We start from the raw sequence: 12643 nt of genomic DNA, 5'->3' as shown, positions 1-12643 counted from the left end.
CCTCGCCCTGCTGGTCACCGCCGTGACGATTCCGATCGCCGCGGCGTCCCCCGCGGCGGCGGACCCGGGGCTCGCCCCGCTCGGTCCGGATTTCGAATGGGGCGTCGCGACGGCCGGTTTCCAGGTCGAGGGCCCACCGCCGGACAGCAACTGGGCGCGGTACGTCGCGGCGGGCAAGACGCACGACCCGTACGGAAGCGGACCGGACTTCCGGCACCGCTACGCCGAGGACATCGCCAATGCCGCGGCAATGGGCGTCGACACGTTCCGGTTCTCGGTGGAGTGGGCTCGGGTGCAGCCGGCGCCGGGGGTCTGGGACGAGTCGGAGTTCGCGTACTACGACGACGTGGTCCGGCAGATCCGCGACCGCGGCATGAGGCCGATGATCACCCTCGACCACTTCGTGTTCCCCGGCTGGGTCGTCGACCGCGGCGGCTGGACGACGGACGAGACGATCGACCTCTGGCTCGTCAACGCCGAGCGGGTCGTCGCGCGCTACGCGCACCTGGGCGCCACCTGGATCACGTTCAACGAACCGACGGTCTTCGTGCAGAAGGAGCTGACGTTCGGGGGCATCTCACCGACCGACGCACCCGCGATGCTCGACCGCCTGGTCCGCGCCCACCGGGCCGCCTACGACCTGATCCACCGGCTCGATCCGGACGCCCGGGTGTCGAGCAACGTCTCGTACATCCCCGCCGCGATGGGGGCGGTGGACGCCGTGTTCACCGACCGGGTCCGCGACAGGCTGGACTTCGTGGGTCTGGACTACTACTACGGCGTCTCGGTCGACAACCTGACCGCCGCCGCGGCGCGCAGCGACGCGTTCTACGACATCCGTCCGCAGCCGGACGGGATCTACCACGCCGCGATGCATTTCACGCAGAGGTACCCGGAGCTGCCGGTCTTCGTGGTGGAGAACGGGATGCCGCTGGACGACGGCAACCCCCGCCCGGACGGCTACACCCGCTCCGATCACCTGCGGGACCACGTCTACTGGCTGCAGCGCGCGAAGGCGGACGGCGCGAACGTGGTCGGCTACGACTACTGGTCGATCATCGACAACTACGAATGGGGCGGCTACCGGAACCGGTTCGGCCTCTACACCGTCGACGTGCTCACGGATCCGACGCTGACGCGCCGGCCCACCGACGCGGTCGCGTCGTATCGTGACGTGATCGCGGCGGAGGGAGTTCCCGCCGGCTACCGACCGGTGATGCCGGACTCGGTCTGTTCGCTGGTGAATCCGCCCACCAGCTGCCGCGGACCGGCGGGCGGGTCGCCGGGCAGCTGATCCGCTCCCCTACCATGGTCCGGTGTCGTGGCAGGTGTGGTTGGGTTTCCTCGGCGCGTCGTGGGTGATCAGCCTCTCGCCGGGCGCCGGCGCGATCGCGTCGATGTCGTCGGGGCTCCGTCACGGTCTGCGGCGCGGCTACTGGAACATCCTCGGATTGCAGCTGGGCCTGTTGTTGCAGGTGATGATCGTCGCGGCCGGGGTGGGGGCGCTGCTGGCGTCGTCCGCGGTCGCGTTCACGGTCGTCAAGTGGTTCGGCGTCGCGTACCTGGTGTACCTCGGGATCCGGCAGTGGCGCTCGGCGCCCGCGGAGGTCGAGCCCGACGCCGACCCCGGGAAACCGTCCGGGTCCGCGCTCGGCATCGTGGCGCGCGGGTTCCTCGTGAACGCCGGCAACCCGAAGGCCGTGGTGTTCATGCTCGCGGTGTTGCCGCAGTTCCTGGACCCGGGCGCGCCGCTGCTGCCGCAGTACACGATCATCGCGGTGACGATGATCTGCGTGGATGTGATCGTGATGACCGGCTACACCGGTCTCGCCGCCCGCGTGCTGACATTCCTGCGCTCACCCCGGCAGCAGCGCGTCACGAACCGGGTGTTCTCCGGCCTGTTCTTCGCTGCCGCCGGGTTCCTGTCACTCGTACGGCGAGCGGCGACCGTCTAGGACTGCGCGCCGGCGATGTTCACCATCCAGCCGATGCCGAACCGGTCCATGCACATGCCGAACACGTCGCCCCACATCTGCTTCTCGAGTGGCACCGCGACCTGCCCGCCCTCCGAGAGCTTCTCCCACCAGCCGCGCAGCTCGTCGGCGTCGTCTCCGCTCAGGCTCACGGAGAAGTTGGTGCCCGGATTGTGCTCCATCCCCGGTGGGGTGTCCGCGCCCATCAGGGTGAATCCCTGCGGGGTCTCCAGCATCGCGTGCATGACGCCGTCGGCTCCGGGCGCGTCCTTGTCGCCGAACTCCCCGAACGTGCTGACGTTCAGGGTGCCGCCGAACACACCCTGGTAGAACTCCATCGCCTCGCGGGCGTTGTCCTTGAAGCTGATGTACGGGTTGAGACGCGAACTCATCGGTGCTCCTCGGGTCGACCGAACAGTGGCGTGACTCACACTAACGCGCTTCGCGAAGCGTTACATGTCCAGACCGAGGTCGAGGACGGTCACCGAGTGGGTGAGCGCGCCGACCGCGAGGAAGTCGACGCCGGTGGCGGCGTAGTCGGCGGCGACGTCGAGGGTCAGGCCGCCGGAGGACTCCAGCTTGGTTCGCGGTGACCGGGTGTTGCGGCGCTGCACCGCCGCCTGGGTCTCCCACAGCGCGAAGTTGTCGAGCAGCACCAGGTCGACCCCCTCGGCGAGGACCTCGTCGAGCTGCGCGAGGCTGTCCACCTCGACCTCGCACTCGATGTCCGGTGCGACCGCGCGCACCGCCCGCAGCGCCGCGACGACGGAGCCGGCGGCGGCGACGTGGTTGTCCTTGATCAGGGCGGCGTCGCCGAGGCCCATCCGGTGGTTGACGCCGCCGCCCATCCGGACCGCGTACTTCTGCAGGGCGCGCAGCCCGGGCAGGGTCTTGCGGCTGTCGCGGATCTTGCAGTCGGTCCCGTCGACCGCGGCCACCCACCGCGCGGTGGCGGTGGCGATGCCGGACAGGTGGCACAGCAGGTTGAGCATCGTGCGTTCGGCGGTGAGCAGGTCGCGGGTCGGCGCGGACACCGTCAGTACGGCGGTGCCCGGTTCGACCGCGGCGCCGTCGTCGACACGGCCGAGCACCTCGTAGTCACCGGCGCCGATCACCTCGTCGAGCACGAGCAGTCCGACGTCGACACCGGCGACCACGCCGGCGCTGCGGGAGACGACGGACGCCTTCGCGACGGCCCCACCGGGGACGGTGGCGGCCGAGGTGACGTCGGGCCCGTACCGCAGGTCCTCGTCGAGGGCGACCCGCACCAGGGTGCGGATCTCGTCGCGGTCGAGGCCGGCTGCCAGCGTGGTCATCGTGCTCCTGTCGGGATGAGATCGGCGACGGCGAGTACGCCGTCGGGGGCGCGGCGCACGTGGAGGGGGCGCCGCCAGCTGTCCTCGGTGCCGGGGTGGTCGAGCCGGGTGTGGCAGCCGCGACTCTCGGTGCGGGCGGCCGCCGCGAGCACCAGCGCGGACGCCGCGACGGTCAGGGCGGCGTCCTCGAGCTCGCCGACGGTCGCGGGAGTGACGGCCCTGGCGCGGGCGAGCGTCGCCGCGGCCGCACCGAGTCCCGCCCCGTCCCGCACCACCGATGCGTGCGCCGTCATCGCCGTCTGCAGCACGTCCCGCGACACCGTCGCCGCCGGGGGCAGGTCCGCCGACGTCACCTCGGTGGGCCGGGCGGCCCGTTCGAGGGCCGCGAGCCCGGCCCGCTCGCCCACGACCAGGCCTTCGAGCAGGCTGTTGGAGGCGAGGCGGTTGGCGCCGTGCAGGCCCGTGCGGGCGACCTCACCGGCGGCGAGGAGCCCGGGCACCGGGGTGCGGCCGTGGGTGTCGGTGACGACGCCGCCGCACGAGTAGTGGGCGGCGGGGGCGACCGGGATCAGGTCGGTGACCGGGTCGATGCCCGCTTCCCGGCAGGACGCGGTGATGGTCGGGAAGCGGTCGGTGAATCCGTCGACGCGGCGGGCGTCGAGGTACACGTGGTCCTCTCCGAGCGCGCGCAGCCGGGCGGCGATCGCCTTCGACACGACGTCCCGGGGCGCGAGGTCGCCCATCGGGTGGACGCCCGCGGTGACCGGATCACCGTGGGAGTCGACGAGAGTCGCGCCCTCGCCGCGGACCGCTTCGGAGATCAGCGGTCGCCGTCCGACGCCACCGGCCGCGAACAGCACGGTCGGGTGGAACTGGACGAACTCGAGGTCGGCGACGGCGGCGCCGGCGTCGAGTGCCAGAGCGATGCCGTCGGCGGTCGCACCGGGCGGGTTGGTGCTGCACGAGTACAGCTGCCCGAGTCCACCGGTGGCGAGCAGGACGGACGGTGCATGGATCACGCCGAACCCGTCCCCGGACAGCACGACCAGGCCGGTGACCCCGGAACCGTCGGTCGCGACCCGCGCCGCGGCGGCCCCGAACAGCACCGGCATCCCGGCCGCGTTCAGCGCGCGCTGCACCTCGGCGCCGGTGGCGTCGCCTCCGGCGTGGATGATCCGGCGCGCGGAGTGGCCGCCCTCGCGGGTCCGCGAGACCCGTCCGTCCCGGCCGCGGTCGAACACGGCACCGAGGTCGGCGAGGGCCGTGACGGCGTCCGCGCCTGCCGCGACGATCGAGCGCACCGCGTCCTCGTCGCAGAGCCCGCCGCCGGCCGCGAGGGTGTCGGCGACGTGGGCGTCGACGTCGTAGCCGGTGCTGACCGCGATGCCGCCCTGCGCGTACACGGTCGCGGTGTCGGTGGGGCCGCCCTTGCTCACGGTCAGCACCCGGAGCCCGGCCCGGGTGGCGGTGCGGGCCGCGGTCAGTCCCGCGACGCCGCCGCCGACGACCACCAGGTCGGCGTGCGCCTCCCAGGCCACGCCGAGGTCGGCGGTCACTACTCGCCGCCGCCCGGGTTGCCGATCGCGATCATCCGCTGCACGGACTTGCGGGCGCGCTCGCCGACGGCCGGGTCGACGTGCACCTCGTCCTTGCCCTCCTGCAGGCAGCGCAGCAGCGCGGCCGGGGTGATCATCTTCATGTACGGGCACGACGCGCGGTCGTTGACGGCCTGGAAGTCGACCTCCGGCGCCGCCTTGCGCAGCTGGTGCAGCATGCCGACCTCGGTCGCGACGAGCACCTGCTTCGCGCCCGTGGCCCGGGCGGCGTCGAGCATGCCGCCGGTGGAGAGGATCTTCACCTTGTCCTCGGGGACGAAGCCCTCGCCGGCGAGGTACAGCGCGGAGGTCGCGCAGCCGCACTCGGGGTGCACGAACAGCTCGGCGTCCGGGTGCGCCTTGGCCTGTGCGGTCAGCTCGTCACCGTTGATGCCTGCGTGCACGTGGCACTCGCCCGCCCAGATGTGTATGTTCTGCCGGCCCGTGACCCGCTTGACGTGGGCGCCGAGGAACTGGTCCGGCAGGAACAGCACCTCGCGGTCGGGGTCGATCGAGGCGACGACGTCGACCGCGTTCGAGGAGGTGCAGCAGATGTCGGTCAGGCCCTTCACCTCGGCGGTGGTGTTCACGTAGGACACCACGACCGCGTCGGGGAACTCGGCCTTCCACTCGCGCAGCTGGTCGGCGGTGATCGAGTCGGCGAGCGAGCAGCCGGCCCGCTCGTCCGGGATCAGCACCGTCTTGTTCGGGCTGAGGATCTTGGCGGTCTCGGCCATGAAGTGCACGCCGCAGAAGACGATGGTGTCCTCTTCGGCCTCGGCCGCGATCCGCGACAGGGCGAGCGAGTCGCCGACGTGGTCGGCCACGTCCTGGATCGCAGGCAGCTGGTAGTTGTGCGCGAGCAGGGTCGCACCGCGTTCCCTGGCGAGGCGCCGCACCTCGGCCGCCCACTCGGGCCCGGCCTCCACTCCGGTGTAACCGCCGGGTCCGTCGACGATCCGGCGCGCGTCCACCGTCGCCCCATCAAACGTCACCGTCATGGCCGTTCTCCTTACCGAATCCGGGCGCGAGCGGTCCGGATTGCCGTTCTCGGGGTTTTCGACTTAGGATCGAAAACGTGCCCAATGGTAACACCCTCCACGAAGTGCTCACCGCGGTGTTCCAGGTTCGCCCGATCGACGACCTTCCCGAGCTGTGCGTTCTGCTCTGGGAGCGGGCCCTCGAACCCGAACGCGGCGCCTGGTCGCTGCCCGGCGGGATCCTCGGCGACGACGAGGACCTGCCCACCTCCGCCCGCCGCCAGCTGGCCGAGAAGGTCGACGTCCGCGAGGTCGCGCACCTCGAGCAGCTGTCGGTGTTCTCGGACCCGCACCGGGTACCGGGCGTCCGGCTGATCGCCTCGACGTTCCTCGGCCTGGTTCCGCTTGGCGCCGACCCCGACCTGCCGGCGGACACCGCCTGGCATCCGGTGTCCACGCTCCCCCGGACCGCGTTCGACCACGGCGTGGTCGTGGACCACGCCCGCACCCGCCTCGCCGCGAAACTGTCGTACACCAACATCGCGTTCGCGCTCGCGCCCGACGAGTTCACGATGTCCACCCTGCGCGACATCTACTGCGCCGCTTTGGATTACCAGGTCGACACGACGAACCTGCAGCGGGTGCTCGGCCGGCGCGGGGTGCTGGTGGCCACCGGTGCCACCGCCCCGCCGGGTCGATTCGGCGGCCGCCCACCCGCGCTGTACCGGTTCGCCGAGTCCCGGCTGCGGGTCACCGACGAGTTCGCGGCGCTGCGTCCACCGACCTGAATCGACCCGCCGCGAACGCGGTCACCGGGACGCGGGCCGACCGGCCGCGTCGGCGGCCGGATCCTCGGCGGCCTCGGTGTGGCCGAGGGCGGGATCCGGGCTGAGCGAGACGAGGAGCAGGTACGTCAGAGTGGCGACCAGCGGCTGCACGACCAGGGCCGTCGTGGTGCCCAGTCCGGGTGTCGCCGCGACGATCCGACCGATCTCGACGTCGTCGGGAGTCGGGAAGCGCAGCTGCGCGACGCCGAGCCCGACCAGCGCCGACGCCGCCGCCCCCACCGCCGATCCGATCAGCAGCCCGATCAGCTGGGGGACGCCACGGACCGCCCGCCGCGTCCACACCGCCACCGCCGCGAGCACCCCGAGGATCACGCCCAGGCACATCAGCAGCGCGACCGCGTCGAACTGGTGATCGCTCTCCCCCGTCAACGAGACGGCGCCGCCGCCGGAGACGACCAGGAAGTGCTGAGCCGGAACGAGCAGGCCCCAGGCGATCCCGGCCAGCGCGCTGACCACGACCACGCCGACGACGACCCGGGCCGCGGAGCGGACCTCGGCGCGACTGGTCCGGCGCCGCCGGGCGGCGGGGACCGGCGGCTGCTCCGGCGGGGCGATCTCGGTGGTCATGGGCATCAACTTTAGAGGCGCCGGCGCCGGGCGCGGGAACCCTGCGGGCCCACCGGACGCGGCGTACCGTTCGAGGCCAGTCGACCGGGAGCAGGCCATGGCAACTGTCGCACCACCGAGGTCCCGTGACCGCGCCGGCCCGTCGGGGGCGATCGCGCGACACCCGGCGACGTCGTACTTCGTCCTGGCGTACGGCCTGTCGTGGCTGGCGTTCTCGCAGTTCGTGCTCTCCGAGGACGGCAGTGGATGGCTGCCGTTCCACGCGACCTGGCCGTTCATGGTGTCGATCGGGCTGGGCACGTTCGGCCCGGCCGTCGCCGCCGTGATCGTCGTGTGCGTGGCCGAGGGCGACGCGGGCCTGCTCGCCTACCTGAAACGAATCGTGTTGTGGCGGGTGGGGTTCCGCTGGTGGGCGTTCGCCCTGCTCGGCTTCCCGATCACCGCCACCATCGGCTGCCTGCTGATGCCCGGTGTCGCGGCGAGCTTCACCGCCGACGGACTGAGCCGCTCGGCCACCGACTACCTGCCGTTCTTCCTGTACCCGGTGCTGCTGGTCGGCGGCCCGCTCGGCGAGGAACTCGGCTGGCGCGGGTTCGCGCTGCCGCGCCTGCAGCAGCGGTTCACGCCGGCGGTCGCGACCGTCGTGCTGGGGTTGCTGTGGGTGTTCTGGCACACGCCGATCTGGTTCAGCAACAACTGGTCTGTGCTCAATCCGCAGAACGTGGCGTGCTACGCGCTGTTCCTGGTGTTCGCCTCGTTCCAGTACACGTGGGCGTACAACAACACCCGCGGCAGCATCCTGATCGCGGTCGTGCTGCACGCCTCGATGGACGCCTTCCCGAACGTGGTCCTGTTCCCGGCGTTCCCGGCGCTCGCGGAGACGACGTCGTTCGGCGTGCAGAAGCTCTACCTCGCGCTGATCATCGGTTTCGGGCTGTTCGCCCTCGCCGTCACGATCGCGACGAAGGGCCGCCTGGGTCTGCCGGCCGGGGCGCGGCCGGCGGGCGCCCCGGAACCGTCAGCGCCGCTCGCCCGCGGTGGAGTCGCGGACCCCGTGTCGTGAGCACTTCGCCCACCAGCCGTCGGGGCTGACCTGCACGATCATCCGGCGGCCGCAGTCCTCGCAGAACCGCGGCGGCTCCAGACCCAGTGCCGCCGCGGCGGGCACCGGGTCGTCGACGCCGGGGACGATCCGCAGGCCGGTGTACGCGTTGTACCGCTCGGTCACGTCCACGTCGGCCACATTCGTCTCCGTCACGGTCAGATGGTCTGGTTGAGGGCCTTGATCGGCATCTGCAGCTCGCCGAGCAGGTCCAGGTCGGATTCGGCGGGACGGCCGAGGGTGGTCAGGTAGTTGCCGACGATGACGGCGTTGATGCCACCGAGGATGCCCTGCTTGGCCCCGAGGTCGCCGAGCGTGATCTCACGGCCGCCGGCGAAGCGCAGGATCGTGCGCGGCAGCGCGAGCCGGAACGCGGCGACGGCGCGCAGCGCATCTGCGGCCGGCAGCACCTCGAGGTCGCCGAACGGGGTGCCCGGGCGCGGGTTGAGGAAGTTCAGCGGCACCTCGTCGGGCTCGAGTTCGGCGAGGTTCGCCGCGAACTCGGCGCGCTGCTCGAGGGTTTCGCCCATGCCGAGGATGCCGCCGCAGCAGACCTCCATGCCTGCCTCGCGCACCATCCGCAGCGTGTCCCAGCGCTCCTCCCAGGTGTGGGTGGTCACGACGTTCGGGAAGTGCGAGCGGGACGTCTCGAGGTTGTGGTTGTAGCGGTGGACGCCCATCGCGGCGAGCTGGTCGACCTGCTCCTGGGTCAGCATGCCCAACGAGCACGCGACCTGGATGTCGACCTCGCCCCGGATCGCCTCGACACCGGCGGCGACCTGCGCCATCAGCTTCTCGTCGGGTCCGCGGACGGCGGCGACGATGCAGAACTCGGTGGCCCCGGTCTTCGCGGTCTGCTTGGCGGCCTCGACGAGGCTCGGGATGTCGAGCCAGGCGGCCCGCACCGGGGACGCGAAAAGGCCGGACTGCGAACAGAAGTGGCAGTCCTCGGGGCAGCCGCCGGTCTTGAGGGAGATGATGCCCTCGACCTCGACCTCGGGCCCGCACCACTTCATGCGGACGTCGTGCGCGAGCGACAGCAGCTCCTCGAGCCGGTCGTCGGCCAGCTGCAGCACCTGCAGCGTCTGGTCCTGCGTCAGCCCCTCGCCGCGCTCGAGGACCTGCTCCCGCGCGATGGCGAGGATGTCGGTGCGGACGGGTGCCTGGGTCACGAGTAGCTCCTGGATGCCGGCGAGTGCCCGAGTCGCAAAGTGGTTAGCTCGACGAACTTGAACACCGTACAAGTTGAACGGCGTTCAGGTTAGGGTCGTGGTGAAATGGTGTCAACCAATCAGCGACGACGGGAGCGAACGACACCGTGCAACTGCGACGAGCCGACGTCCTGGCCGGGGCGATCACGATCCTCGACGAGTACGGCCTCGGCGACCTGACGATGCGCCGGCTGGCGACCTCGCTCGGCGTCCAGCCCGGCGCGCTGTACTGGCACTTCCCGAACAAGCAGACGCTGCTGGCGGCGATCACCGACGAGATGCTCGGCCGGGTGTCCGCCCCGATCGGCGCGTCCGCATGGGACGAGCGGCTCGACGTCCTGGCACACCGGATCCGCGACGCCCTGCTCGCCCACCGGGACGGGGCCGAGCTCGCGTCGGCGTCCTACGCCGCACGGCTGGCGACCAACGACGCCCGCGACACCCTCGCCGGCGCGTGCTCGGAGGCCGGCCTGCCCGCGGACGAGTCCGAGTTCGCCGCCGACACCCTGCTCTTCTACATCCTCGGCCAGACGATGGACGAGCAGTCCCGCATGCAGATGGACAGCCACGGCGCACTCGCCGAGGACGCCTCGCCTCTCCACGACACCACAAGCGGCACAGCACGTTTCGACTACGGCCTGACGCTGTTCGTGGACGGTGTGCGCAGCCGGCTGCGGGACGCCGTCCACGACTGACGGACCACGTTCACCCGCCTCCCCGGCCGCTCTCCACAAACCAAGCAAGCATGCTTGGTTTTTTCCTCGTGCACTGTTAGCGTCGCCACGAGTGTGACGGCTACCACATGAGGAGACACATGCGACCCGATCTCTCCGCAATCCCGGCCCTGGACGTCAATCTCGCGACCCGCGCGGCGGTCGGGGACGCCCTGACCCGCACCGCGCGCATGTTCGGCGACCGCACCGCGATCGTCGACGCCGGCCGGGACCTCTCGTACCGGGAACTCGACGAGGTGTCCTCGGCGCTGGCCCGGGCCCTGCTCGGCACCGGAGTGGCGCGACAACAGCCGGTGGCGATGCTGATGGCCAACTCCTGGCAGTTCGTCGCGACGTACTTCGCCTGCGCCAAGTCGGCGCTGGTGGCGCTGCCCGTCAACATCGCGCTCGCTCCGGACGACATCGCCTGGATCCTGCGCGACGCCGGTGCGACCGTCGTCGTCGCCGACGCCGCGGCCCTCCCCCTGCTCACGGACTTCCTCGCCGACGCACCCGAGGTGACCCTGGTGGTCGTCGGCGCACACGGTGCGGACGCCTCCGGCGGCCGCACCGTCGTGTCCTGGGACGACTTCACCGCCGAGCATGCGGGCGGGCCCGTCGAGGTGATCGTCGAGGACCGCGACACCGTCCAGTGTCTCTACACCTCCGGCACCACGTCCCGGCCGAAAGGCGTTCTCGTCAGCCACGTCTCGGTCCTCATCGGCGGCATGACCAACGCGCTCCAGATCGGTCACAGCTGGGGTGCCGACCCGTCGACACTCGTCAACGTCCTGCCGCTGTTCCACACCACGGCGCTCAACACCCTCGTCCTCCCGGTGCTCTTCACCGGCGGGACCGTGGTCCTGTTCGCCAGGTTCGACCCGGCCGCGATGCTCACCGCCATCGAGGACCACTCCGCCACACACCTGATGCTGCTGCCGATCATGTACCGCGCCCTGCTCGCCGCCCGCGGCGCCGGGCTGCCGTCGGTGCGCCGCGCGGTGTACGCGATGGCGCCGATGCCGGAGGACGTCCTGAAGCTCGTCGACGAGCTGTTCCCCAACGCCGCGGTCATTCTGGGCTCCGGGCAGACCGAGGTCGTGCCCGCGACGGTCCTGCAGTGGCCCGAGCATCAGCACACCAAGGCCAACTCGTGGGGTCCGGCGGTGCCGACGGTCGAGACCGGCATCATGGACGGCTCGGGGGCGCTGCTCCCCCGCGGCGAATCCGGCGAGATCGTCTACCGGGGACCGCACGTGGCGAGCGGCTACTGGAACAACCCCGAGGCCAACCGGGTGTCGTTCGCGCACGGATGGTTTCACAGTGGCGACATCGGCCACCTCGACGACGAGCAGGTCCTCTGGTTCACCGATCGACTCAAGGACATCATCAAGTCGGGCGGCGAGAACGTCTCCTCGGTCGACGTCGAACGCGTCGTCACCGCCGCGCCCGGAGTGGCCGAGTGCTCGATCGTCGGTGTCCCGGACGATCGGTGGGGCGAGGCGGTGTGCGCCGTGGTCGTGCCCGCCGATCCCGATTCCGCCGGCGACGACTTCCCCGCGCGCGTGATCGCCCACGCCAAGGCGCACCTCGCCGGCTTCCAGGTCCCCAAACGGGTCGTGGTCGTGACCGAACTGCCCAAGACCGCGACCGGCAAGACCCGCAAACACGCGCTGCGCGCCCAGCTGACCGAGTGACCGACCCCGAAGCGACAAGGACCGACGCCGACATGACCTCCGTACGCCCCGGACCCGCACGATCGGAAACCCCCGGACGCCAGTACTTCCCGACCCCCGAAGCCGAGGACCTGCCCCCGAATCTGCAGTCGCTGTTCGCCCGGGCGGAAGCCGAACTGGGCTTCGTTCCCAACGTCTTCCGCGCCTACGCCCACCGTCCGGAGCGGTTCTCGGCGTGGTTCGCGCACTACCGTCAGCTCAACGCACCGACGGAGACACTCACCCGCGCGGACCGCGAGATGATCGCGGTGGTCGTGTCGAACATCAACAACTGCACCTACTGCCTGGTCTCACACGGACACGATCTGCGGGAGGAGGTCGGGGCCGTCGCGGCGGACCGGATCACCTTCAACTGGCGGCACGCCGATCTCGACGACCGCCAACGCGCGATCTGCGCCTACGTCGAGAAGCTCACGAAGGAGCCGGCCACCCTCGACCGCTCGGACCTCGACGGGCTCGCCGACGCAGGGTTGACCGACGACGACATCTGGGACGTGGTGGAGCTCGCGTCGATGTACGCGTTCACCAACCGGATGTCCTCGGCGATGGGACATCTGCCGAACCCCGAATACCACCACCGACACCGCGAGGGGTGACGGTCC

At 71.1% G+C, this 12643-nt stretch carries 14 protein-coding genes; 7 read left to right on the top strand and 7 right to left on the bottom strand.

Going from position 1 to position 12643, the window contains the following annotated elements; translation table 11 throughout:
* Positions 1 to 7: 7 nt before the first annotated feature.
* Both ABD951_RS13960 and ABD951_RS13955 read left to right on the top strand, forming a co-directional pair.
* Positions 8 to 1294, top strand: coding sequence for a glycoside hydrolase family 1 protein (locus ABD951_RS13960; protein WP_425569854.1), 1287 nt, complete (start codon positions 8 to 10; stop codon positions 1292 to 1294).
* Between the two features lie 22 nt (positions 1295 to 1316).
* Positions 1317 to 1955: a LysE family transporter gene (locus tag ABD951_RS13955; protein ID WP_345345739.1), complete on the top strand. Its 639-nt coding sequence runs from the start codon at positions 1317 to 1319 to the stop codon at positions 1953 to 1955.
* On the opposite strand, the gene ABD951_RS13950 is transcribed toward ABD951_RS13955, so the two are convergent.
* The 4 genes from ABD951_RS13950 to nadA are packed head-to-tail and all read right to left on the bottom strand — an operon-like array spanning position 1952 to position 5885.
* The gene (locus ABD951_RS13950; protein WP_345345737.1) at positions 1952 to 2365 is read right to left on the bottom strand and encodes a VOC family protein; all 414 of its coding nucleotides are present in this window, start codon (positions 2363 to 2365) and stop codon (positions 1952 to 1954) included. The genes ABD951_RS13955 and ABD951_RS13950 overlap by 4 nt on opposite strands.
* A 60-nt stretch (positions 2366 to 2425) precedes the next feature.
* The gene (gene nadC, locus ABD951_RS13945) at positions 2426 to 3289 is read right to left on the bottom strand and encodes a carboxylating nicotinate-nucleotide diphosphorylase (RefSeq protein WP_345345735.1); all 864 of its coding nucleotides are present in this window, start codon (positions 3287 to 3289) and stop codon (positions 2426 to 2428) included.
* Positions 3286 to 4845: an L-aspartate oxidase gene (locus ABD951_RS13940; protein ID WP_345345733.1), complete on the bottom strand. Its 1560-nt coding sequence runs from the start codon at positions 4843 to 4845 to the stop codon at positions 3286 to 3288. Before ABD951_RS13940 ends, nadC begins: the two co-directional genes overlap by 4 nt.
* Positions 4845 to 5885: a quinolinate synthase NadA gene (nadA, locus tag ABD951_RS13935; protein WP_345345731.1), complete on the bottom strand. Its 1041-nt coding sequence runs from the start codon at positions 5883 to 5885 to the stop codon at positions 4845 to 4847. The genes ABD951_RS13940 and nadA overlap by 1 nt, the downstream gene beginning before the upstream one ends.
* A gap of 77 nt (positions 5886 to 5962) precedes the next feature.
* Between nadA and ABD951_RS13930 the strand changes: the two genes are divergently transcribed.
* Positions 5963 to 6652, top strand: a complete 690-nt coding sequence (locus ABD951_RS13930; protein WP_345345729.1) for an NUDIX hydrolase — start codon at positions 5963 to 5965, stop codon at positions 6650 to 6652.
* 21 nt (positions 6653 to 6673) lie between these two features.
* Here the strand turns inward: ABD951_RS13930 and ABD951_RS13925 are convergent, their stop codons facing one another.
* Positions 6674 to 7279, bottom strand: a complete 606-nt coding sequence (locus ABD951_RS13925) for a DUF2567 domain-containing protein (protein WP_345345727.1) — start codon at positions 7277 to 7279, stop codon at positions 6674 to 6676.
* A 97-nt stretch (positions 7280 to 7376) separates the two neighbouring features.
* On the opposite strand from ABD951_RS13925, the gene ABD951_RS13920 reads away from it, so the two are divergent.
* Complete coding sequence (locus tag ABD951_RS13920; protein WP_345345725.1) at positions 7377 to 8342, top strand: CPBP family intramembrane glutamic endopeptidase; 966 nt, start codon at positions 7377 to 7379, stop codon at positions 8340 to 8342.
* Here ABD951_RS13920 and bsaP read toward each other — a convergent pair.
* Positions 8298 to 8543: a biotin synthase auxiliary protein BsaP gene (gene bsaP, locus ABD951_RS13915; protein ID WP_345345960.1), complete on the bottom strand. Its 246-nt coding sequence runs from the start codon at positions 8541 to 8543 to the stop codon at positions 8298 to 8300. The two genes, ABD951_RS13920 and bsaP, sit on opposite strands and share 45 nt — an antisense overlap.
* Positions 8540 to 9553: a biotin synthase BioB gene (gene bioB / locus ABD951_RS13910; RefSeq protein WP_345345723.1), complete on the bottom strand. Its 1014-nt coding sequence runs from the start codon at positions 9551 to 9553 to the stop codon at positions 8540 to 8542. The genes bsaP and bioB overlap by 4 nt, the downstream gene beginning before the upstream one ends.
* A 146-nt stretch (positions 9554 to 9699) precedes the next feature.
* Here bioB and ABD951_RS13905 point away from each other — a divergent pair, with 146 nt between their 5' ends.
* From ABD951_RS13905 to ABD951_RS13895, 3 genes are all read left to right on the top strand, one after another.
* Complete coding sequence (locus tag ABD951_RS13905; protein WP_345345721.1) at positions 9700 to 10287, top strand: TetR/AcrR family transcriptional regulator C-terminal domain-containing protein; 588 nt, start codon at positions 9700 to 9702, stop codon at positions 10285 to 10287.
* Positions 10288 to 10406: 119 nt separating this feature from the next.
* Complete coding sequence (locus ABD951_RS13900) at positions 10407 to 12002, top strand: class I adenylate-forming enzyme family protein (RefSeq protein WP_345345719.1); 1596 nt, start codon at positions 10407 to 10409, stop codon at positions 12000 to 12002.
* Between the two features lie 32 nt (positions 12003 to 12034).
* Complete coding sequence (locus ABD951_RS13895) at positions 12035 to 12637, top strand: peroxidase-related enzyme (protein WP_345345717.1); 603 nt, start codon at positions 12035 to 12037, stop codon at positions 12635 to 12637.
* Positions 12638 to 12643: the final 6 nt, after the last annotated feature.

It is taken from the genome of Rhodococcus olei (genome assembly GCF_039540555.1).
Classification (GTDB): domain Bacteria; phylum Actinomycetota; class Actinomycetes; order Mycobacteriales; family Mycobacteriaceae; genus Rhodococcus_G; species Rhodococcus_G olei.
The sequence above is the reverse complement of the archived record's forward strand: the minus strand, read 5'-3'. Positions and strand labels throughout refer to the sequence as shown.

What these genes read in the sequence shown, in the direction of transcription:
- ABD951_RS13950 (WP_345345737.1), bottom strand. Translation starts at nt 2,365, where the DNA reads ATGAGTTCGCGTCTCAACCCGTACATCAGCTTCAAGGACAACGCCCGC.
- nadC (WP_345345735.1), bottom strand. Translation starts at nt 3,289, where the DNA reads ATGACCACGCTGGCAGCCGGCCTCGACCGCGACGAGATCCGCACCCTG.
- nadA (WP_345345731.1), bottom strand. Translation starts at nt 5,885, where the DNA reads ATGACGGTGACGTTTGATGGGGCGACGGTGGACGCGCGCCGGATCGTC.
- ABD951_RS13925 (WP_345345727.1), bottom strand. Translation starts at nt 7,279, where the DNA reads ATGACCACCGAGATCGCCCCGCCGGAGCAGCCGCCGGTCCCCGCCGCC.
- ABD951_RS13920 (WP_345345725.1), top strand. Translation starts at nt 7,377, where the DNA reads ATGGCAACTGTCGCACCACCGAGGTCCCGTGACCGCGCCGGCCCGTCG.
- ABD951_RS13900 (WP_345345719.1), top strand. Translation starts at nt 10,407, where the DNA reads ATGCGACCCGATCTCTCCGCAATCCCGGCCCTGGACGTCAATCTCGCG.
- ABD951_RS13895 (WP_345345717.1), top strand. Translation starts at nt 12,035, where the DNA reads ATGACCTCCGTACGCCCCGGACCCGCACGATCGGAAACCCCCGGACGC.